Origin of the sequence: Phormidium sp. FACHB-592 (assembly GCF_014695795.1) — a bacterium.
Taxonomy (GTDB): domain Bacteria; phylum Cyanobacteriota; class Cyanobacteriia; order Leptolyngbyales; family Leptolyngbyaceae; genus Stenomitos.
On the sequence record NZ_JACJOZ010000035.1, the window covers coordinates 1 to 22,102 of the forward strand.

20 protein-coding genes are annotated in these 22,102 nt (G+C 51.0%); 9 read left to right on the forward strand and 11 right to left on the reverse strand.

The window, feature by feature from the left end; all coding sequences use genetic code 11:
- Positions 1 to 288 precede the first annotated feature (288 nt).
- Positions 289 to 1,368, reverse strand: a complete 1,080-nt coding sequence (gene fba / locus H6F86_RS09585; protein WP_190448384.1) for a class II fructose-bisphosphate aldolase — start codon at positions 1,366 to 1,368, stop codon at positions 289 to 291.
- Between the two features lie 233 nt (positions 1,369 to 1,601).
- Between fba and H6F86_RS09590 the strand changes: the two genes are divergently transcribed.
- Positions 1,602 to 3,665, forward strand: coding sequence for a S9 family peptidase (locus H6F86_RS09590; protein WP_190448385.1), 2,064 nt, complete (start codon positions 1,602 to 1,604; stop codon positions 3,663 to 3,665).
- Positions 3,666 to 3,806: 141 nt separating this feature from the next.
- Here H6F86_RS09590 and H6F86_RS09595 read toward each other — a convergent pair whose 3' ends face one another.
- Complete coding sequence (locus H6F86_RS09595) at positions 3,807 to 4,025, reverse strand: RNA-binding protein hfq (RefSeq protein ID WP_190448386.1); 219 nt, start codon at positions 4,023 to 4,025, stop codon at positions 3,807 to 3,809.
- Positions 4,026 to 4,166: 141 nt separating this feature from the next.
- Between H6F86_RS09595 and dapF the strand changes: the two genes are divergently transcribed.
- The gene (gene dapF, locus H6F86_RS09600) at positions 4,167 to 5,003 is read left to right on the forward strand and encodes a diaminopimelate epimerase (protein ID WP_190448387.1); all 837 of its coding nucleotides are present in this window, start codon (positions 4,167 to 4,169) and stop codon (positions 5,001 to 5,003) included.
- 46 nt (positions 5,004 to 5,049) lie between these two features.
- Here the strand turns inward: dapF and H6F86_RS09605 are convergent, their stop codons facing one another.
- The 5 genes from H6F86_RS09605 to pdhA form a co-directional block, all read right to left on the reverse strand.
- The gene (locus H6F86_RS09605) at positions 5,050 to 5,598 is read right to left on the reverse strand and encodes a nuclear transport factor 2 family protein (protein ID WP_190448388.1); all 549 of its coding nucleotides are present in this window, start codon (positions 5,596 to 5,598) and stop codon (positions 5,050 to 5,052) included.
- 42 nt (positions 5,599 to 5,640) lie between these two features.
- Positions 5,641 to 6,612, reverse strand: coding sequence for a malate dehydrogenase (mdh, locus tag H6F86_RS09610; protein ID WP_190448389.1), 972 nt, complete (start codon positions 6,610 to 6,612; stop codon positions 5,641 to 5,643).
- A gap of 146 nt (positions 6,613 to 6,758) precedes the next feature.
- Positions 6,759 to 6,974 carry an NAD(P)H-quinone oxidoreductase subunit O gene (locus H6F86_RS09615; protein WP_190448390.1) on the reverse strand — a complete coding sequence of 72 codons (216 nt, stop codon included), beginning with the start codon at positions 6,972 to 6,974 and terminating at the stop codon, positions 6,759 to 6,761.
- 11 nt (positions 6,975 to 6,985) lie between these two features.
- Positions 6,986 to 7,303: a hypothetical protein gene (locus H6F86_RS09620; protein WP_190448391.1), complete on the reverse strand. Its 318-nt coding sequence runs from the start codon at positions 7,301 to 7,303 to the stop codon at positions 6,986 to 6,988.
- Positions 7,304 to 7,335: 32 nt separating this feature from the next.
- Complete coding sequence (pdhA, locus tag H6F86_RS09625; RefSeq protein ID WP_190448392.1) at positions 7,336 to 8,370, reverse strand: pyruvate dehydrogenase (acetyl-transferring) E1 component subunit alpha; 1,035 nt, start codon at positions 8,368 to 8,370, stop codon at positions 7,336 to 7,338.
- Between the two features lie 219 nt (positions 8,371 to 8,589).
- Between pdhA and H6F86_RS09630 the strand changes: the two genes are divergently transcribed.
- Together H6F86_RS09630 and H6F86_RS09635 are read left to right on the forward strand one after the other, a co-directional pair.
- On the forward strand, positions 8,590 to 10,956 hold the full coding sequence (locus H6F86_RS09630) for an IMS domain-containing protein (protein ID WP_190448393.1): 2,367 nt from the start codon (positions 8,590 to 8,592) through the stop codon (positions 10,954 to 10,956).
- A 102-nt stretch (positions 10,957 to 11,058) separates the two neighbouring features.
- Positions 11,059 to 12,114: an AEC family transporter gene (locus H6F86_RS09635; protein ID WP_190448394.1), complete on the forward strand. Its 1,056-nt coding sequence runs from the start codon at positions 11,059 to 11,061 to the stop codon at positions 12,112 to 12,114.
- 70 nt (positions 12,115 to 12,184) lie between these two features.
- Here the strand turns inward: H6F86_RS09635 and glyA are convergent, their stop codons facing one another.
- Entirely contained in the window at positions 12,185 to 13,468 is a 1,284-nt protein-coding gene (glyA, locus tag H6F86_RS09640) for a serine hydroxymethyltransferase (protein ID WP_190448395.1), read from the reverse strand.
- A 354-nt stretch (positions 13,469 to 13,822) separates the two neighbouring features.
- On the opposite strand from glyA, the gene H6F86_RS09645 reads away from it, so the two are divergent.
- Entirely contained in the window at positions 13,823 to 13,975 is a 153-nt protein-coding gene (locus H6F86_RS09645) for a hypothetical protein (protein WP_347240109.1), read from the forward strand.
- A 151-nt stretch (positions 13,976 to 14,126) separates the two neighbouring features.
- On the opposite strand, the gene purF is transcribed toward H6F86_RS09645, so the two are convergent.
- The 3 genes from purF to H6F86_RS09660 all read right to left on the reverse strand — a co-directional run bounded on the left by purF (position 14,127) and on the right by H6F86_RS09660 (position 18,827).
- Positions 14,127 to 15,599, reverse strand: coding sequence for an amidophosphoribosyltransferase (gene purF / locus H6F86_RS09650; RefSeq protein ID WP_242033452.1), 1,473 nt, complete (start codon positions 15,597 to 15,599; stop codon positions 14,127 to 14,129).
- A 356-nt stretch (positions 15,600 to 15,955) separates the two neighbouring features.
- Positions 15,956 to 18,364: a phosphoribosylformylglycinamidine synthase subunit PurL gene (purL, locus tag H6F86_RS09655; protein ID WP_190448398.1), complete on the reverse strand. Its 2,409-nt coding sequence runs from the start codon at positions 18,362 to 18,364 to the stop codon at positions 15,956 to 15,958.
- Between the two features lie 73 nt (positions 18,365 to 18,437).
- Positions 18,438 to 18,827 carry a VOC family protein gene (locus tag H6F86_RS09660; protein WP_190448399.1) on the reverse strand — a complete coding sequence of 130 codons (390 nt, stop codon included), beginning with the start codon at positions 18,825 to 18,827 and terminating at the stop codon, positions 18,438 to 18,440.
- A 75-nt stretch (positions 18,828 to 18,902) separates the two neighbouring features.
- Here H6F86_RS09660 and H6F86_RS32765 point away from each other — a divergent pair, with 75 nt between their 5' ends.
- The 4 genes from H6F86_RS32765 to H6F86_RS09675 all read left to right on the forward strand — a co-directional run bounded on the left by H6F86_RS32765 (position 18,903) and on the right by H6F86_RS09675 (position 22,033).
- Positions 18,903 to 19,034, forward strand: a complete 132-nt coding sequence (locus tag H6F86_RS32765; RefSeq protein ID WP_277881652.1) for a hypothetical protein — start codon at positions 18,903 to 18,905, stop codon at positions 19,032 to 19,034.
- A gap of 42 nt (positions 19,035 to 19,076) precedes the next feature.
- Positions 19,077 to 19,874, forward strand: coding sequence for a biotin--[acetyl-CoA-carboxylase] ligase (locus tag H6F86_RS09665; protein WP_190448436.1), 798 nt, complete (start codon positions 19,077 to 19,079; stop codon positions 19,872 to 19,874).
- A 132-nt stretch (positions 19,875 to 20,006) separates the two neighbouring features.
- On the forward strand, positions 20,007 to 20,576 hold the full coding sequence (locus H6F86_RS09670) for a hypothetical protein (protein ID WP_190448400.1): 570 nt from the start codon (positions 20,007 to 20,009) through the stop codon (positions 20,574 to 20,576).
- Positions 20,577 to 20,971: 395 nt separating this feature from the next.
- A complete protein-coding gene (locus tag H6F86_RS09675; RefSeq protein ID WP_190448401.1) occupies positions 20,972 to 22,033 on the forward strand; it encodes a methyltransferase in 1,062 nt (353 codons plus the stop codon).
- Positions 22,034 to 22,102: the final 69 nt, after the last annotated feature.

Sequence of the window (22,102 nt, forward strand, 5' to 3'; positions counted from 1 at the left end):
CTCATCGGTCAGGTCACTGTCGTAGTAAGGCTGACTCATATCCTCAAGCCATGTAGATGTCACTCTTCTGGTATCGCGCCTTTGTGACCGTAGTTGTCTTCTACTTCACATACATTTACAAACAGTTTCTAATGACATGACTAGTTCTATAGAGTTTTACGCATAGCACAACCCTTGCTGTTCTATTGTTCGTAAGTTGGCAATAGCAGGTTAGCTGTTGCATTAAAATACCCGGACAGCAGTAAAGCTATCCGGGTATCTTAACAAATTTTACTTCGGGCGAAGTAATTACACGCCTACAGCCTTTTTGGTGACGGCTGCCAGTTCGCCTTTAGCATACTTAGCGGCGTACTCATCCAAGCCAATTTGCTTGATCTTGCTGGCATTGCCTGCGGTGCCAAACTGTTCATAGCGATCGCTACAAACCTTTTGCATATATTTGATGGAGGGCTTCAAGAAGTGACGGGGGTCAAATTCCTTTGGCTCTTTTGCCAGCGCTTCACGCACCGCAGCAGTAATTGCCAAACGGTTGTCGGTGTCAATGTTAACCTTCCGTACACCGCTCTTGATGCCCTTTTGAATCTCTTCGACAGGCACACCATAGGTCTCAGGAATCGCACCACCGTACTGGTTGATGATTGCAATCAGGTCTTCGGGCACAGAGGAAGAACCGTGCATGACCAAATGCGTGTTGGGCAGGCGACGGTGAATTTCTTCAATGCGGCTGATTGCCAGAATTTCGCCCGTTGGTTTGCGGGTGAACTTATAGGCACCATGACTGGTACCGATCGCCACTGCAAGCGCGTCTACTTGAGTTTGCTCTACGAATTCAACGGCTTCATCGGGGTCGGTCAGCAGTTGATCGTGAGAAAGCGCACCTTCAAACCCGTGTCCATCTTCTGCTTCGCCTTTGCCTGTTTCCAGAGAACCTAGGCAACCGAGTTCGCCTTCAACGCTCACGCCGATCGCATGAGCGACCTTGACCACTTCTCTGGTGGTGTTGACGTTGTACTCAAAGCTAGCAGGCGTCTTTGCATCAGCTTGCAAGGAGCCATCCATCATGACGCTGCTGAAGCCGTTCTTCATGGCAGAGTAGCAGGTGGAAGGCGCGTTGCCGTGATCCTGGTGCATCACGATGGGGATGTCAGGATAGGTTTCGATCGCAGCCAGAATTAGGTGGCGGAGGAAGTTTTCGCCAGCATAATTGCGGGCACCACGAGACGCTTGCAAAATTACAGGGCTATCGGTTTCGCTAGCAGCGTACAGAATTGCCCGGATCTGCTCCAAATTGTTGACATTATAGGCAGGGATGCCGTAGCCATTTTCTGCTGCGTGATCGAGCAACAGTCTCAGTGGTACGAGCGCCATAAACAGTCCTCCTGGTGATTGGTAATCAGCTTCTAGAAATAAGCTTAATTCTTACGATAATCTTAAGATACTTTCTGCTCCACATTAGCAAGATCTGCTCGTTTCACCTAGTTGCTGAGTAAAAATTCCTATTTAATTTACTTATAACCCTTGTTCTCCTTGTAAGTGTCAACGGTTCTGCTGGCAAACGAGAAGAGGGATAACATTCTACCCACGGTCACTAACGGTAACTAATGAATCAACGTGTTGTGTCTTCTACTGTCTTGCCACCGATCGCTAACAAGCAGCCGCACCGATTATCAATTCACGGAGACGATCGCACCGATGATTATTTCTGGCTGCGCTACCGCGACGAGCCTAACGTCATCGCGTACCTTGAGGCTGAAAATGATTACACCAAAGCGGTGATGGCGCATACAGAGTCCCTACAAACGGCATTGTATGACGAGATGCTGGCGCGGATTCAAGAGACTGACCTGTCGGTGCCCTACCGTAAAGGCGATTATTACTACTACTCCCGTACTGAAACGGGCAAAGCCTACCCCATCTATTGCCGTAAAGCGGGTAGCCTGGATGCGCCCGAAACAGTACTCCTTGACCAGAATGCTTTAGCAGAGGGACATGATTTCTTTGAATTAGGACTGTTTGACATTAGCCCAAATCATCAGCTTTTGGCGTACTCAGTAGATACGGCTGGCTCGGAGCGCTACACGTTGTTCTTCTTAGATCTAGCAATGGGGCAGCTTTATCCTGAAACCATTCTTGAAACGGGCTATGGGTTTGCCTGGGGCAACGATAATCAGACCATCTTTTACACGCTGATGGATGAGGCAAATCGACCCTTTAAGCTAATACGTCATCGCCTGAGTAGTGCAGTAAGTGACGATGAGTTGGTTTACTCTGAAGCAGATGAATCTTACTTTTTGAGCGTGGGCAAGACCCGCAGCGATGCCTATATTTTGCTGGAGCTAGGAAGCAAAATTACGTCTGAGGTGCATTATCTGGATGCGAATCAGCCAGAGGGTAAGTTTCAGGTGATTCAGCCTCGCGCGTCGGGTATTGAGTATCAGGTTGAGCATCATAGCGATTCCTTTTATATCGTGACGAACGATGAGGCGCTAAATTTCAAACTCATGCAAACGCCAGTCACAGCTCCTGCAAAGGACAACTGGCAACTGGTCATTCCCCATCGTGATCAGGTCTTGCTGGAAGGTGTCAGCGCGTTTGCCAAGCATCTCGTGGTTTATGAGCGGGAGTCTGGTTTACCTACCATTCGGGTGCGGCAGCTTGCCAGTGGCGAAGAACACTTTATTCAATTCCCTGACCCGACCTACAGCGCGGATGAAGGCAGCAATCCAGAGTTCGACACAGAGATTCTGCGGTTTAACTATACGTCGCTGGTAACGCCCCGATCGGTCTTTGACTACAACCTGGAAACGCAAGAGCGGGAACTAAAAAAAGAGACTCCTGTGCTGGGTGGCTATGATCGCACGCAATACGCTAGCGATCGCCTGATGGCAACCGCTACCGACGGTACACAGGTGCCGATCTCGATCGTGTACAAAAAAGGACTGGAGCAAAACGGCGCAAAGCCTTTATTGCTAACGGGTTACGGTTCGTATGGGTTCAGCTATCCCGCCGCCTTCTCATCTACTCGCCTGTCGCTGCTGGAGCGAGGCGTAGTAGTGGCGATCGCTCATATTCGCGGTGGGTCAGAGATGGGTCGTCAGTGGTACGAAGACGGCAAATTTCTTAAGAAGAAAAATACGTTTACCGACTTCATTGCCTGTAGCGAACATCTCATTGCTCAAGGCTGGACTTCTAAGGAACAGTTAGCCGTTGTCGGTGGCAGTGCAGGCGGCTTGCTTATGGGTGCCGTCATTAACTTGCGACCCGACCTCTTTAAGGCAGTGGTCGCGCATGTCCCGTTTGTTGATGTTGTCACCACAATTCTGGATGACCATCTACCGCTTTCCGTTATGGAGCGCGAAGAATGGGGTGATCCAAACGACAAAACGTTCTATGACTACATGAAGTCTTATTCGCCTTATGACAGGGTTGAAGCCAGAGACTACCCTAATCTGTTGATTACAGCAGGCTTAAACGATGCGCGTGTAGCGTATTGGGAACCTGCAAAGTGGACGGCAAAGCTGCGATCGCTCAAAACGGATCACAATTGCTTGTTGCTCAAAACTAATATGGGTGCAGGGCATGGTGGTGCATCAGGGCGCTACGAAAGCCTTAAAGAGATAGCGTTTGAGTACGCTTTTCTTTTTGATCAATGGGGGCTGATGTAGCGTTTAGCGGTCAGCAGTCAGTTTCTAGTGCTAATCCGATTGCTGCTTCTAGCCGTGTTAAGGGTCACTTCCCCGGCTCCCTCAGCCTCCCCTGCCCCGACTTTCACTTGCTGACCGCTGACTGTCGCTTGCTACAAAGCCTCACGCAACTCTAGGTTTAAGATACACCACTGCCTGCCGCCAGACGATCGTCACCTGGTCGTACTGGTCTACCAGCGCGATACAATCGTTATCCTGCCAGCGAACTTTGCCAGCCAACAGATCGCCTGTCACTAGCTTTAACTCTACTTCTGTCCCTTCCCGAATCATCTCCTGAATCTGACGGACGCTCGGTGATCCGGTTTCTAATTCTGTCGCCATGATGGTCGTTTCTCCTAAAGGCTAAAGACTGAAGGCTAAAGACTAAAACGTTTTAGCTGTTAGCCTGCATCCCTCATCATTGTCTTTCCCCCTCTATCATTCCTCACCAGAGTCCTTTTCACATCACTTCTTAGCAGAATCATGGCAATCGAATTTACCAAATATCATGGCTTGGGCAACGATTTCATTTTGATTGACAACCGAAGCGCATCAGAGCCACGGTTGACCCCAGACGACGCGGTAAAGTGGTGCGATCGTCACTTTGGAATTGGTGCCGATGGTGTCATCTTTGCCCTACCGGGGCAGGACGGCACCGATTACACAATGCGAATCTTCAACAACGATGGTTCGGAACCCGAAATGTGCGGCAACGGCATTCGTTGTCTCGCTAAATTCATCGCCGAGCTAGAGGAAATAACGGAACCTCGTTCCTACAAAATTCACACGCTAGGCGGGTTGATTACGCCCAAGCTAGAAGCGAATGGCTTGATTACAGTCGATATGGGCAAGCCCCGTTTGTTAGCAGCCGAAATTCCCACAACGCTGGTAGCCGCTAATCAAAAAGTGGTGAATCAACCGCTAGAGGTGGCTGGCAAAACCTGGCAGGTGACTTGCGTCAATATGGGCAACCCCCACTGCATTACGTTTGTCGATGATGTGGCGGCGATTCCGCTAGAAACGGTTGGTCCTCAGTTTGAAACTCATGCCGTTTTTCCGAAGAAGATCAACACAGAATTTATTCAAGTGGTGCGATCGGATTATCTCAAAATGCGCGTCTGGGAACGAGGCGCTGGCATCACCCTAGCGTGTGGGACAGGCGCTTGTGCTTCATTGGTTGCAGGCGTTTTGAATGGGAAGTGCGATCGACGCGCCACCGTTGAACTACCTGGTGGACTGCTGCAAATAGAATGGTCTGAAGCGGACGATCGACTTTACATGACGGGTCCTGCTGAGAAGACGTTTGTCGGTCAGCGTTGAAGGTCAGTCAGTTCACTGGCTTCACCAACACAGTTTTTACTTAACCTCAAATTCGCTTCATCTCGATCGTTGATTTGCTGGTTACTGCTGTTGCCAAAATTTGTCCCTTGAGGCGCTCAAATTTGACCGTTTCTTGAGAGGTTGAGACCAAAGTCCCTGGCTGTCCTTTCAGGGTCGCTTCTTCTAGAAGCGTGTAGGTTGCTGTTCCCGTTTGCCCACTGGACGCAATCTGAATTTTGAGGTTTTTGTACTGGCTATCATAACGTTGGAGCAGGGCAAAGCCCTGCTCAAGATACTGACGGTACTGTTCTCGTGTCAGACTGAGCTGCTGGGAGGCTTTGCCTAAGCGTAGAGTCATCTTGATGGCAATCTTAGGAGCCATGTACTTCACAATGCCATCAACATCTTGCTGCTGCGTTGCTTTTGCCATCGCGTCAAGAATGTCGCGAATCTGGCGTTCACTCATCGCCGAAGTGCGCGACTGTTTAATCAAATCTGGGGCTTGTTGAGCAGTGGCAACCGTAGAACAAGTAGCTGACAAGGTTAACCCAAGCCATAGACTGGCAAGTAGAATACTGACGCGATCGACCTTCATGCCCACCCTCTCAATTGTTGAATTAGCTTGATGCCAGTTGAATTAGCTTGATGCCAGTAATGCCTCAATGCGATCGCTGGTTTGCCGTACAGCTTCAGCGGATTGATGCAGTGCTAGCTGTTCCGCCTCGGTCAAATCCAGTTCTAGCACGCTCTCAATGCCCTGGCAGCCGAGACGACAAGGCACTCCTACAAAGACATCACGCAAGCCGTATTGACCTTGAAGATACGTCGTGACAGGCAGAATACGGCACTTATTGAGCAAAATCGACTCCACCATGACGCAGGTAGAGGACGATGGTGCGTAGAATGCACTGCCTGTTTTCATCAAGTCCACAATTTCGGCACCACCTTTGCGGGTGCGATCGATTAACTGCTCGATGGTGTCAGCGTCCATCAATTCTGTAATGGAAATGCCGTTTACGGTCGTATAGCGGGGCAGCGGCACCATGAGGTCACCATGACTACCCAACACAGTCGCGCTAATATCGCTCGTTGAAACGCCTAGCTCCATTGCTACAAAGGTCTGGAACCGGGCAGAATCCAGCACACCAGCCATGCCCATTACTTGGTGTACCGGCAGTCCGCTGGCTTTCCAGGTGATGTGCGTCATCTGGTCAAGGGGATTGGTGACAACAATGAAGATCGTGTTGGGCGAGTGGACGATCGCCTGCTTCGTCACTTCCAGCACGATCTTGCCGTTGATCAGCATCAGATCATCTCGACTCATGCCTGGTTTGCGCGGTAGCCCAGCAGTAATCACCACGACATCAGAGTTTGCCGTATCCGCATAATCATTCGTGCCAATAATTTGGCGATCGTGCCGCTCAATGCCCCGTGCCTGCATTAAATCCAGCGCCAACCCCTGCGGGCGACCTTCCACTACATCTAGCAGCACAACATCAGCAAGGTTTTTCTCAGCAAGACGCTGTGCCAGGGCACTACCCACGTTGCCAGAGCCAACAACAGTCACGCGAGGTGGAAAACAGGCGATCGTAGACGGGGTTAAAGCCATAGTTCGGAGAGGAGAGAGGGGTAAGGAGTGAGGTGAGCTAAAAGCGAGGAGCCGTGAACCGTCTATTTCATAACAGTTCAAAGCGTTGGGGCATCTAACCATCATGATGGTTTTTGATATTTGCCCCTACTCCTTACGCCTTCCCCTTACTTAAACGCTTCGAGCTGATCCTGCCGCAGCCAAATATTCGGCGTTGGGGTAACGCCGAATTTGACCAAGGCGTAGTCGCCGCTCAGGTCAACCACTTCACCCTTTGTCTCAAAAATGTAGGACGAAAAGCGAGGATCGCTTGCCTGTGCCTCCAAACTGTTTTCTAGCTTGTCTTTCACAGCCCGCACAAAGTCACCGCGTTTGATTGGCATAGCGCTTACCGTCAATGATTCACGTCTCTCAGCATTGTACGGCGGAAGCAGAACGGACGATCGCACTTTCCATGATATCTCTCAGTCACTAGCCGCATCACCAGAGACATAGGCTCTGTTGGCTGGAGCAGAAATGTTGGCTGGCATAAATACAGATGCGGCGGCAGTAGTAGTAGCAGTCGCATGACTCGATCGAACACCTTTCGGTCGGTGTTGAACTTGTAGCCGATTTCGACCTTAGTTTTTAATCGATCGAGCCACTGGGTAAGCTGCTTTAACTTAGTCAACACCTGCTGTTGAAAGTGCTCTAGCGTCTCACCTACATACATTCTGAAGTTTCACCAACGTGTGAGTTTAGTGTCTAATCGTTCTCTGCAAAAACGTACTTGTAGAGGTCCTTAGGATCTGGTTCGGGGCTTTCCAGAGCAAACGTTACGGCTTCCTCGACGACTCCCTGAATTTTCTTTTCGATCGCCTTCAGTTCGTCTTGGCTTGCCAAGTTTTGCTCAAGGAGATGTGCCGCTAGTTTCTTGAGCGGATCACGAGCGAACCAGGCTTCTTTTTCTGCCTTCGATCGCAGCTCGTCGGGGTCTGCCAGCGAATGTCCTCGAAAGCGATAGGTGAGGCATTCAATCAGTGTGGGACCTTCACCTGCACGGGCACGGGCTACGGCTTCTTGCGCCACGGCGCGAACTGCTAGCACATCCATGCCATCTACCTCGTAGCCAGGCATCCCAAACACGCTAGCTTTTTTATAAATTTCGGGTTGAGAGGTTGCGCGTTCATGCGCCATGCCGATCGCCCACTTATTGTTCTCTACCACATAGAGAATCGGCAGCTTCCACAGCGCCGCCATATTCAGGCATTCAAAAAATTGACCGTTGTTTGTGGTGCCATCACCAAAGAAGGCTGCCGTAACCTGGTCAGACGAGGCATCGCCCATTGCCTCTCGACGGTATTTAGACTGGAATGCTGCACCCGTTGCAACAGGAATTCCTTCACCAATGAAGGCGTAGCCGCCCAGCATCCGATGTTCTGCCGAAAAGAGGTGCATGGAGCCACCGCGCCCTTTGCTACAGCCCGTTTCTTTGCCAAACAGCTCTGCCATCACGTTACGCGCAGGCACCCCTGCACTTAAGGCATGAACATGGTCGCGGTAAGTGCTGCAAACGTAGTCTTCACCTGGTCGCATCGCCTGAATCACGCCCGTTGAAACAGCTTCTTGCCCGTTGTAGAGGTGGACGAAGCCAAACATCTTGCCGCGATAATACATCTCGGCGCATTTATCCTCAAAGAAGCGCCCCAGTACCATGTCTTCATAGAGCCACAGCCCTTCTTCTTTTGTCACGGTGGCAGTAGCGGCTTGAAACGTTGGGAAGACTCTCTCTTGAACCATTTAACTTAATCCTATGACTGCAATCCTGGCTGGGGACTTTCTATATTCGCTTGAATCGGTCAAGTTTTCTTGAATTAATGCTATCTTCAGTGGATTTTTACGTATGCTGGGTTAAGCTGCCACTCTGGCATTTAGCAGGTTATGATGATGGCAACTTTTGGGCTAGCGCTAGCCGCTACCATAGCTTAACCTTATTGCTCACCGCTAGGAAAGTGCACCGTGCGTATTCCGCTCGACTACTATCGGATACTGGGTTTGCCGATTCAGGCAACCGCAGAACAGTTGCGACAGGCACACCGCGATCGCACGCTGCAATTGCCTCGGCGAGAGTACTCTGATGCGGCAATTGCCTCCCGCAAAAAGCTGTTTGACGAAGCGTTTGCAGTGCTGTCTGACCCAGAGCAGCGCCAGCTTTATGATGCTGGTTTTCTAGCCAGAGCCTACGAGATAGAGCCAGAGTCGGAGTCAGGAAATGGACTCGCAGGCAGTAAGGTGTCCGGGCGACCAGCCGCAAGCGAGAGCGGCAACGACCCTCACACGCCTAGCATCGACGTTCAGGATGACCAGCTTGTTGGTGCCTTGTTGGTGCTGCAAGATTTAGGCGAATACGAATTGGTACTACGGCTTGGTCGTCCCTATTTGACAGGCGGCAGTGCCAGCCTTAAGCAGGGGCAGTTTGGCGACCCCAGTATCGTTTTTTCTGACATTGTGCTGACTGTTGCGCTTGCCTGTATGGAACTTGGGCGGGAGCAGTGGCAGCAGCGACAGTATGAAAATGCTTCAGAAGCGTTAGAAACAGGGCAACAGTTGCTTTTGCGCGAGGGTCTATTTGCTGAGGTGCGGGGTGAAATCCAGGCAGACCTTTATAAACTGCGCCCGTACCGCGTGCTGGAACTGCTGGCACTGCCCGAAGACCAGATCGCCATGCGTCATCAGGGAATGCAGTTGCTGCAAGATATGCTGCAAGAGCGAGACGGCATTGATGGGGCAGGTGATGATCAGTCTGGGTTAAACATTGATGACTTTTTGCGCTTTATTCAACAACTGCGTGGCTATTTGACCGCTGCTGAACAACAGGTACTCTTTGAGCAAGAGGCACAGCGCCCCTCTCCTGTCGCCACTTATTTGTCGGTGTATGCGCTATTGGCGCGAGGCTTTGCTGAACGGCAACCAGCCCTGGTACGACGGGCAAAGCTGATGCTCACGCGCTTGAGCAGCCGTCAGGATGTGCATTTGGAGCAGGCTGTTTGTGCGTTGCTGCTAGGGCAGACTGAGAACGCCAGTCAGGCGCTAGAGCGGAGCCAAGATTACGGTCCGATCGCCTTCATCCGTGAGCACTCTCAGGGTGCACCTGATCTTCTCCCTGGTTTGTGTCTCTACGGTGAGCGCTGGTTACAGGATGAGGTCTTTCCACACTTCCGCGACCTGATGCCGCAGCAAGCCTCGCTTAAGGATTATTTTGCTGATCAGCAGGTGCAGTCTTATCTAGAAGAACTACCAGAGGAAGCCGATGATTCAACTACGGCTTGGGCGCTATCATCCGCTTCTGCCGCTAGTGCTAACGGTGAGGCAAGGGGAGGATCGTCTAATCGGGGTCGAGTGGAGCGTCCAGCCACTGTATCGCCTCTAGCAGGAGCGAGTGGACGTGCGCGTCCGGTTAGTGTGCAGTCTGCGGGCAATGTTGCTGAAGATAGCAGTCTTATGACTGAGCGATCGCTGGAGCAAGACACCAGCCACGAGTATTTGATTCATACAGCTCGCGCCCACATTGCTGCGCGGATGGGCACTGCTGTTTCAGACGATCGCATCCCGACGGAGGGTACGCCAATGCCAGTCGCCGAACGGGTGTCACAGGCGGTTGGTAGCGGTACAGCCACAACAGCAAGACCTGTTGCTGATCGACCCTCTAGTGATCGTGTTCGCTCTGGTGATCGTTCCAATGGCAATGGCGATGGACGAGGCAAGGCTCCCGTACGTCGTCGAGGGGATCGTCCTGCTGCTAAGACAAAGCTGGCATCACTACTTCCCTGGTTGTTGCCATTAGGCTTGACGGTAGCGATCATCACGCTGGGATTTATAGCCGGATCACTGTGGCGACGAGTTGCAACAAAGCCTGTGCCCCAGGAAGAGCAGCTTGATTTGCGACTCGATCGTCCTCTCTTTACTTTGCCTACACCGACCGCAGCGACTGCAACTACTGGTGTTCTCACCACTGCGGTAGCTGAGAAAGTCCTTCAAACCTGGTTTTCAGCCAAAGCCGATGCGATGGGACCTGATTATAAGCTAGAGCCTCTAGCAAACATCCTCGAAGGGGCAAAGCTGGCTGAGTGGCAAGGAGCCGCTGCCGAAGCCAAACGCAATAATCAATACCGGAAGTACGAGCATACCGTTACAGTAAAATCGGTCGAGCTGAATCAAGCCGATCCTAACCAGGCAAACGTTTTGGCGGATGTTACCGAAGCAACTGAGTACTACGAAGCTGACCAACGCGATAAGGCTGAAACTAGCCCTAACCTAAGCATTAATTACAGCCTTGTGCGAAAAGATGGCATTTGGCGGATTCAAAACTGGAAGCTTTTAGAGTAAAGTTTCGTAACTTGCTAACGATCACAACGGGTTGGGTGACAAACTTTTGCCCTGTCCATGAGCGCGTAGCCAGATGATTTGAACGCCGTAGGTATCTAAATTATGGCTGACACGCTGTTTGATGCCTACCTGCCGCTAGTTTTATGGACTGGTTTGGGGCTAATTGCTTTTCGGTTTGTGCCGCAAGCCCTTCCTCGTTTGTTCGGGCGATCGCTCTATTGGGTTGGTGTACCCTGGCAGATCTTGGCGCTGGCACGGCAAACTGATTATGCACAAACACTGGAGCTGGCTCCTGCTGTAACGATCGCTGCCCTTGTTCTAGGTTTACTGTTGGCATGGGTTAGCCTACAGATGTATCAGCGTTGGTTAGCACGCTTGCCTTCTTCAGACAGCCCGCAGTGCTCTCAAAGAGAGGCTTTGCCAATGCCACTCTTGTTCATGCCAGCGGGTGAAAGCGCGATCGCCCTTGATACAACACTACCAAATAATCTGACGCAGACCAGACTTAACCGCTCTCAACGGGGCAGTTTCATTCTGGCAGCGACGATCGGTAATACGGGCTTTGTTGGTCTCGGTCTAGTGCCTGCGCTTATTCATCCATCGGCTCTAGGCTGGGCGGTGTTTTACAGCGTGACGCATAACATTATTGGCACATATGGCATCGGTGTCTTTCTTGCTAGCTACTACGGGCGATCGCAGCAACAAAATCACTGGTTTGTGCAGCTACGCGATGTGCTAACAGTGCCGTCCTTATGGGCATTTGCACTTGGCTCTTCAACGCGATCAGTAGCACTCCCAGAACCTGCAGAACAGGTACTACATGCCTCTCTCTGGTTCGTTATTCCTGGTGCTTTTCTCTTAATGGGAATGCGCCTCAGCCAGCTTCACGGTTGGAAAAGCATTCAGACAGCCCTACCGCCGACGCTGCTCAAAATGGTCATTCTACCGCTCGCGGTTGGTCTTGGCACCACACTACTAAGGCTGCCTGGCGATGCACGTTTGGCGCTGGTGCTGATGTCTGGGATGCCCAGCGCCTTTGCAGGACTCATTCTCGCTGAAGAATACGAGCTAGACCGAGAGCTAATTGCCAGCAGCATTGCCCTCAGCACGATCGCGCTTCTCTTTACTATCCCACTCTGGCTATTTTTCTTTAAGTAGTCATTGGTTAGTAGTCCGTAGTTTCTCATGACTAACCACTAACCAATGACTAACAAGCGGTTAACCCCCCTTATACCAACGCTGGCACCGGAACGCTGAGATGTGGATAGAGCGGAAAGCGACTGCACAATTGAGCTACGCGCTGGCGGCAATCTTGCGTCACGGCAGCATCATCAGGACTGAGCAAGCGATCGGCAATAATGCTGCCAATTTCTGTAAACTCCGCCTGTCCCATGCCGCGAGTGGTCATGGCAGGTGAACCCAACCGCAAGCCGCTGGTAACAAACGGTGATTCGGGATCAAAGGGCACCGTATTCTTATTTGCCGTAATGTTGATACCGCTGACCAACTGGTCTGCCAGCTTGCCTGTCATACTGATTGAACGCAGATCCACCAGCATTAAGTGGTTATCCGTCCCGCCAGAAACGGTCTTCAGCCCCCGTGCTTGCAGTTGAGCCGCCAGAGCGCGAGCATTTTCGATTACCTGACCGCTGTAGGCTTTGAACTCAGGTTTCAACGCTTCGCCAAAGGCAACCGCTTTCGCTGCAATGACGTGCTCTAAAGGACCACCTTGGCTGCCAGGGAAAACAGCTTTATCGAGCTTCTTGCCCAAGTCGGCATCACGGGTCAAAATCAAGCCGCCTCTGGGACCACGTAGCGTTTTGTGGGTCGTAGTCGTGACGACATCACAATAGGGGATTGGGCTGGGATGATGTCCTGTCGCGATTAGTCCAGCGATATGCGCTACGTCTGCCAGTAGGTAGGCACCCACTTCATCGGCGATCGCTCGAAACTTGTCGAACTGAATGACGCGAGGGTAAGCAGAATAACCACAAATCAGCAGTTTGGGACGGTGTTGCAGCGCTAAATCTCGAATCTGGTCGTAATCTAATTGTTCTGTTTCAGCACTCACGCCGTAGTGCTGCGCCTTGAACCATTTACCTGAGACGTTGACGGGCGAACCGTGGGTTAAATGCCCACCGTGGGACAAATCCATGCCCATAATCGTGTCGCCGGGTTCTAACAAGCTCAGAAACACCGCAAAGTTTGCCTGTGCACCAGAATGGGGCTGTACGTTAGCGTGAGCGGCACCAAAAAGCTGCTTGGCACGATCGATCGCGATCGCCTCAGCATGATCGACAAATTCGCAGCCGCCGTAATAACGCTTGCCCGGCAGCCCTTCAGCATACTTGTTGGTCAACACAGACCCTTGCGCTGCCATCACTGCCGCAGATGTGAAATTCTCGCTGGCAATTAGTTCCAGGTGATCCCGCTGACGCTGGAGTTCCTGCTGGATAATCGTAGCGATGGCGGGATCAGTTTCGGCAAGAAAATCTAAATCTGTTCGAGTCACAGGAGCAAACCTCTTAAAAGCGCAATAAACGTTTGGCATGTCGGCAAGACGCATACTTTCTCACTCTAACAGCCAGAAGCTTGAGCAAAGAAAACCGTCCCAGGTAAACAATAATAACGCTGTTTACAGGCGCTCGGAGCGATGGTTCGCTCAAAATGAGTCAGCGCATACAGCGATCGCTAATCGAGCATATTAAGCTCTGTATGCGTGTTCTCGCAGCCACTCAACTGCCCCATACAATGGGCTTAAGGCAATTAAATTCAAGGCTTGGACGTTCACTGGAGGTGTTGCGTGCTAGTCATCCTCATGGATAATCAACTAATTTCCCCGCACCTGATTTGCTCAACATGTCTGATGGCGGACCAAAGCGGCAAACCTCGCTGGCAAAGCGGCAAACTTTATTGCGGTCGTGCTCTTAGTAATACCAGTGAGTGCAACGCTACAGAGACACAGCCTCATCAGTTTGAATGCCAAATGGGCTTTCGCATTGCGGAGATTAAGCCGTGAGCAGAGATACCGTAGTTACGGCTAGCTTTCAGCCATCAGCTTTTAATCAAGAATTGGCTACCGCTAGCTGAATGCTATGCTACCTGTTGAGGTAGACGGTTCCCCTTTTCACCGCTCTTTTAGCTGATGGCTGACGGCTGAAAGCTTATTGCTACCCTGTAGTCACTGTCTCCAGCGTTGCGATCGTCTCCAACCGTAGCTTTGTGCGCTTCACGGGTTCGGGCACAGGGACGGGATAGTCGCCGGTAAAGCAGGCAGAGCAAAAGTTGTTAGGATCACTGCGCGTTTCCTCTAGCATTCCTTCCCAGGTCAGGTAGCTGAGGGAGTCAACGCCGATTTGAGCAGCGATTTCGGCAACTGTTTTGGTCGCACCAATGAGCTGATCCTGGTTGTCGGTATCAATGCCGTAGAAGCAGGGATGGGTGACGGGTGGTGAGGAGACACGCATATGCACCTCTGTCGCCCCCGCATCGCGTAGCGCTTTGACAATTTTGCGGCTGGTGGTGCCCCGTACGATCGAATCATCCACAATAATCACGCGCTTACCAGTCAGCACGTCCTTTAGGGGATTGAGCTTCATCTTAATGCCCGACTCACGCATCGTTTGGGTCGGTTGGATGAACGTCCGACCGACATAACGATTTTTGATTAGCCCTTCTGCATAGGGGATGCCGGACGCTTGCGAGTAACCGATCGCCGCAGGAATGCCCGAATCAGGAACCGCAATCACAATATCGGCATCAGTCGGAGCTTCGATCGCCAACCGCCGACCGATCCGCATACGGTAGCTATACAGGCTCTCTTGCTGCATGGTGCTATCGGGGCGAGCGAAATAAATCATCTCAAAGATGCAGAGTTTGGGCTTCGTCTCTTGCGTCCAATGAAACGATGCCAGTCCCTCTTCTGTAATCCAGACCAGTTCGCCCGGTTCGACATCACGAACGTAGTCAGCGCTAATGATATCGAGAGCGCAAGTCTCGGACGCTAGAACGTAGCGGAGCGGGTCAGTTGGGTTTGCCTGTGGTAGCGTGCCAATGACCAGTGGACGAATGCCGTTGGGATCACGAACCCCCATCAAACCAGAGGGTGTGCCGATCGTCAGGCTAAAGGCACCTTGGCAACGATGAAACGCGCTGATTGCTCCTTCGAGCCAGCCTTTACCATTGTTGACTTCTTCAGCGATCGCCAGCGCAATCATCTCCGAATCTGTCGTGGTCAGTAGCGTAAAGTTGCTCTTAAGTAGGTCATCTCGCAGGTCAGGCGCATTCACCAGGTTGCCGTTGTGCGCAAGTGCTAGGTAGCCTAGACGAGTCTCGACAACAGCGGGTTGGGCATTGACGACGCGGCTAGAGCCTGTAGTGGAGTAGCGGGTATGCCCGATCGCCATCGTCCCAGTTAACGTGCCCAAAATATTTTCGCTAAAGACTTGTGACACCAACCCCATTTCTTTGTGCAGATGGACGCGATTGCCGTCGAAGGTTGCAATCCCGGCAGATTCTTGACCGCGATGCTGGAGCGCGTACAGCCCAAAGTAGGTGAGCTTGGCAACATCCTCCTCTGGCGCATACACGCCAAAAACACCGCAGGCTTCTTCTGGCTTATCAGCAGCGATTGACTCTGCCATAGACTCAGCTAGGGGTAAAACAGACTGAGCAAGGGACAGGTCAACAGAAGACGGTTGGTTTGGGATCATGCTTCAGTTCAGCTCCTGGTTATGGATGGGATCGGGAAAACACACTTGGGCGAGTACACTGGGCGATCGGGCGGAAGCGGATGACTAAAAGACGCTAGAACGACAAAGTGGCATCGGTTTAGAAGGAATCAATCTAGAATCGATGCTCTGCTGTCGGACCGCTGAGGACACGTAGAATTAGCGATTGCTTAATATTTATTTAATCTTCTCATTAACTGACAGTTACATCGTAACAATCCTCAAACCTACTTAGCTGATACCTAATTGAGGTTCAAGACAGCGTGTTGTTAGGGTGCAAGCCCTCGCTCAACAGCGTTGTGCCAGCGATCGCCCATATCTGCCAGCGCAAGATTGATTAAAAGCTTGTTATGACTTGAGGATGAAGTCGGTACGATCGCGATTTGCAAAGCAGCCTCTTGATCACCAACTTGACCAATGATGCCCCAATCAGTATCCAAATGTAGCATAAGATACATTTCCCACTGTGCAACGTGATTCGGAGCCACAGACACTACAATGCGTGCACCACCTTCGGCAAACAAGAGATGATCCCAACGAGTCTCGTTTGAGGGCTGAAGTTGCACAGGGTTAAGGGTAATAGTGGCTCCACGACCACCACTAAGGCATGATTCTGCCAATGCCACTGCTAAACCACCCTCAGCGCAATCATGGGCAGAGCGAACCCAACCCTGACGGATACCTTCGCGGCAGGCTGACTGCACTCGGCGCTCCAGGTCAAAGTCGATGATGGGAGGAATGCCAGCGATCGTGTCATGCACCACTGCCAAGTACTCAGAGCCGCCTAGAGTGGGGAGTGGGGCGTCGGGAGTGGGGAGTTGGGACGGGTCAACAGCTAGAGGTTCGATTGGTGCGCCGAGCAGGTAAATAACATCGCCTTCTGCTTGCCAGCCTTGCCCAGCGATTCTAGTTAAATCAGGAATCAGCCCCACCATTCCAACCACAGGCGTAGGGTAAATGGGTTGGGGCTTGCCGTCTGCATCCAGTGTTTCGTTATAGAGCGACACATTGCCACCCGTCACAGGCGTGCTGAATGCTTTACAGGCTTCGGCTAACCCACGGCAGGCTTCGGCTAGCTGCCAGTAGCCGATCGGCTTTTCGGGACTACCAAAATTCAGGTTATCGGTGACTGCGATCGGCTCAGCACCCACACAACTGAGATTACGCGCCGCTTCTGCTACAGCTGCTTTGGCACCTTCATAGGGATGCAGGTAGACGTAGCGGGGATTGCAGTCAACGGTGGCGGCGACGCCCGGGAGGGAGTGGGGAGTGGGGATTAAGGAGTGGGGACGGACGCGGACGATCGCGGCATCAGCACCACCGGGCAGCATCACTGTATTGTTCTGTACCTGATGGTCATATTGACGATAAACCCAGCGTTTGGAGGCAATTGTCGGGCTTGCCAGCAGTTGCAGCAGAATGTCATTCCAGGTATGTTGTGTGCCCTGAAGCTTAATGCCATCGACGTTGCAGGGAGGGAGAGTGGCTGGAGTCCATGCCCAGGCTTGGCGAGCATAGTCGGGTGGTTCTGCTAAAAGCTCGCGGTGATAAATGGGCGTGTTGTCTGAAAGTGCAGTTGCGGGTACTTCAGCAGCAATGTCGCCCTGAAAGAAAATGCGAACGATCGGCTCGGCTATGACGGTTCCAGCGACGACAGCATGAAGTCCCCAACGTTCAAAAATGTCGATGAGTTCTTGTTCGCGCCCCTTGTGCGCTACAAACAGCATCCGCTCTTGCGATTCAGATAGGAGGTACTCATACGGCACCATGCCTGTTTCGCGCGACGGGATTAAGTCCAAATCCAGCTCAATGCCCACGCCACCTTTGGCTGCCATCTCAGAGGTAGAACAGGTGAGACCCGCTGCACCCATATCTTGAGCGGCAACGACTGCCCCCGTTTTGAATGCTTCCAGACAGGCTTCGATGAGAGATTTTTCGAGAAAGGGATCACCCACTTGCACGGCGGGGCGATCATCCATTGAAGCATCACTCAATTCAGCACTGGCAAAACTAGCTCCACCCATGCCATCGCGCCCCGTTGTTGAACCAACATAAAGGACGGGATTGCCAATGCCTTTTGCCCCTGACACAACAATCTCTGGCGTTTCCATCAAGCCTAATGCCATGACGTTTACCAAGGGATTGTCAGCATAAGCACGATCGAAGTAGATTTCGCCGCCTACCGTGGGCACACCCACGCAGTTGCCGTAATGGGCGATGCCAGACACCACACCATTGAACAGGCGACGGGTACGGGCATCATCCAGCGAACCAAAGCGGAGAGAGTTGAGGAGGGCGATCGGTCGTGCGCCCATTGTAAAAATATCGCGCAAAATACCACCCACACCCGTTGCTGCACCTTGAAACGGCTCTACAGCCGATGGATGGTTGTGCGACTCAATTTTGAATGCCAGATGCAGCCCATCGCCTAGATCCACTACGCCCGCATTCTCGCCGGGACCCATCAAGATGCGATCGCCTTCGGTGGGAAACTGCTTCAGTAAAGGGCGCGAGTTTTTGTAGCAGCAATGTTCTGACCACATGACCCCAAACATACCCAGTTCAGCTTTGTTGGGATGGCGACCCAGACGACGCACAATTTCTTCATACTCCTCTGGCTTGATGCCCTCTGCGGCAATGTCTTCAGGGGAGAAAGGAGCAGCGATCGAGGCTGACATAGAGTACGCACGTCGAGGGAACAGGCTTCATTGTATCGAGGTTTTACATTTCCTCAAATTGGTACGGCTGAAATTAATCGGTACGATCGCGCCGATTACTGGTGGCGGGCTGTTCTGCAAAGATGACGCAGTTACCGTTTAAGTCCAAAGCGGTAAATTCGTTTAAGCCCCAAGGTTTGGTTGTCAGCGCTCCATCGGGATGAATCACATTCTGCGTCTGGTATTCGTCATAGAGTGCTTCGATACCGCTGACGTTGATGCGACAACTGGTGTTTTCTGCCAATTGTCGATCGCTACATTGCCACAGGTGAATCTGAGCGCCGCCCCGTCGCAAGCCAGCGTAATCGTCGTATTGAAACTCGGTCGTGAAGCCGAGCTGCTGTTCGTAAAACGCGATCGTGGCAGCAATATCAACGGCTGGCAGTACTGGTACTGCACTAAGGAATTTAGATGTAGTGTTCATCGTTTTACTAAGAAGGCAGAGGGCAGGAGGCAGAGGGATGAAGGATGAAATGGTGATGAGAGAGGCTCTTTGCTGATGCCGCACGAGTTGGTGATTTCGGCGATCACTAGGATTCTCTTCCTTTCACTTTGCTTTGCATACAGTAGCGCTGCCTTCTGCCTCAAGCATGAACGCTTTGCTGCTGCTTACACCACGATCGTCATTTAGTGCTGCTGTAAACTACGGTCTGTATTGTCAACGTCCTTTTTGATGTCACGATCGCAGCCCCCATTGCCCATCTGGTTACACTGGCTAGAGTCTTGCCCCAGCACAAATAGCTGGGCGATCGCGCATCTCCCGCAGTTGCAGCATGGTGACGTCGTTTACACCCCACAACAAACGGCTGGACGGGGACAACACGGACGAGTGTGGCATTCTCCTCCTGGTGTATTGACCGCTAGCTTTGTTTTGGAGCATATTCCCGTCGCTCAATTGCCTGTCATCAGCCTGGGCGCAGGACTGAGCGTGATTTACGCTGTTGAAGATCTGTTGCCGAGCTTGCAAGGTACGCTGCGCTTAAAGTGGTCGAATGATGTGCTGCTGAACGGACGCAAACTAGCGGGCATTCTGTGCGAGGCGACTGCTAGCGGTACTTTAGGGCGTGTTGTGGTTGGCATTGGTCTGAACTGCCGTGTTGATTTTGAGCAGGCTGGCTTGGACATTAGCACGATCGGTCAAGCAATAAGCCTGCACCAGGTTTCACCGCTCGTTCCCGATCCACTATTACTGTTGGATCGCCTCCGTCATTATTTGCTGCAAACAGCAGGCTTGCTAAAACCAGAACAGAATACGGGCGAAAGCACTGGACTAACAGCACTGTTACCTGCGCTCCGAAGCCGCAATGCATTATTAGGACATACCATCATCGTTGAGACAGGTAGCGAACAAGTGACAGGACAAGCTGCTGGAATCAGCGATCGTGGTTATCTCTTATTGCAACTACCTAATGGTGAAGTGCGATCGTTTGTTTCAGGACACATTCTTTGGAATCATGAGGGGCGATCGTAGTATGAGGCTACCCTCCTTGAAGCCAAAGTCCTTGCACTGTCGCAGGACGCTCAGACCATTTTATGAGTGCGATTGATTGCATAAACATTCAATCAATGGCGCAATATTCTGGATTAATTGAATTTAAAGACTATGGATATTCAAGAACTAGAGCACCAGCACCGAATCATCGATATGATGTTGTCTGGTCATTCTAAGTTGCGGGATGACAATCACCGACTCGCTGTAGCGGTTAATCTGCTCTTGCTATGTTCGTCGGTTGTCCTTAGTACTTTGGTTTTTGTCGATCCGGCTATCTTAAGCTTTTTAAGGATCGATTCAAAAGTTTCTCAGATAGTTATTGGAGTGTGCTCTACTCTAGTTTTTCTGATTTCTCTTATTGAACTTCGAGTTGACTGGAAGGAAAAAGCTGCAAGACATAGTCAGGCTTGCGAAGTGCTAGGTAAACTCAAGGCTGAATGTAGAGAGTTGCTAAAGTCAAGTCAACCAGATTCTCAACGTATAGCTGACCAATGTAAGCTCAGTGCCCAGATGCTCTCTACTTTACCCAAAATTCCAGAAGAAAAATTTCATAGTCTAAAAGCGTATCATCAAGCAAAAAAAGAATTAAGTAAACTTATTGATCTATATCCAGGTGTACCAGTTTGGTTGCTACGTATAGTCTTGCTATTTCGTGGCATCAAAAAACTTTTTCTTGGATAATTTATGTTTTATTTGAGTTTATATGAGCATAAACAGCCTAATAAATCGTTGCAGCAGCGAGATGAAGGCTGTTAGTGAAGGTGCAAGGCTTACTAGCCACCGCTGAACTCAATCGTTAGCGTTGATCGCTGGAAAGTTATTGGTTGAGTATTCGAGGTTATCTGCGGCAGGCGGTTAGGACGTTAACAACTGTAAAGCCGAGTGAGGACAAGAATCTGATGTTTTAAGGAATACATTTGCTGAACTAAGTTTCCTTATCTAGATGCCTAAAGAAGGTAAAAAAATGCTCTATGTTCATAGAGTTTTGCAGCTAATTAAGAAATTTTATTGGGTCTTTGTCCGTTTTCCCTGGAGGATCTAAAGTATCTATGAGCAGAAGCTTTAGGTCTACAACTATGCAAACATCATCTCAGCTCGAAACCACTTCAACTCTGTCTCAAGGCATTGAAGCACCCCCGCCCCAAATGATCCTGATGCAGATGATCACGGGCTATTGGGTATCGCAAACGATTTACGCTGCTGCCAAGCTCGGCATTGCTGATCACTTAGCCACTGGCGAAAAGAGTTGTACAGAACTGGCGATCGCAACTGAGACTAATGAGCAGTCGCTCTATCGCCTGCTGCGGGCACTAGCAAGCGTCGGAATCTTTGTTGAAACGTCACCAGGAAAATTTGCCACGACACCGTTGGCAGCTTTTCTCCAGAGTGGTTCTTCCAGTTCCCTGCGAGATGTAGCAATCATGATGGGTGATCGCGAACACTACAACAGTTGGGGCAACATTCTGCACGCCGTTAAGACTGGCGACAGCGGGTTTGAAAATCTCTTTGGCATGAATATATTTGATTATTATGCTCAGAATCCTGAACCTGCCGACATTTTTGACCGGGCGATGACGAGCTTTTCTAGCGTTGAAAATGCAGGCGTAAGGGCGGATTATAACTTTTCATCCATTCGTACTCTGGTGGATGTAGCCGGTGGTCATGGTAGTTTGCTGACCTCTATTCTGCAAGCCAATCCGGGTATGACCGGGATTTTGTTTGACGTTCCAGAGGTGATTGAGCGGGCAAAGGCTCATATTTCAAACAGTGGCGTGAGCGATCGCTGCCAACTATCAAGCGGCAGCTTTTTTGAATCTGTGCCTGCTGGTGCTGATGCCTATATGCTCAAACACATCATTCATGACTGGGATGATGAACGGGCGATCGCCATTCTCAAACAATGTCATCGAGCCATGGCAGATAATGGCAAAGTTCTAGTTGTGGAGCAAGTTATTCCTCCCGGCAACGATCCCTTTATCGGCAAACTTCTCGATGTGAATATGTTAGTAATGAGTCCGGGTGGTAAGGAACGCACAGCTGAAGAATTCCGTGCCCTGTTTGCTGCTGCTGGCTTTAAAGTGAGCAGAATTGTACCAACTCAGGGCATTGTTAGCGTTGTTGAAGGCATACGGATGTAATTGGTTTCGTCGCCTAACAAGTTGTTGGAGCGGCATACAGGTTTTTTGCTTCAGTTATAGTTCCCTTAT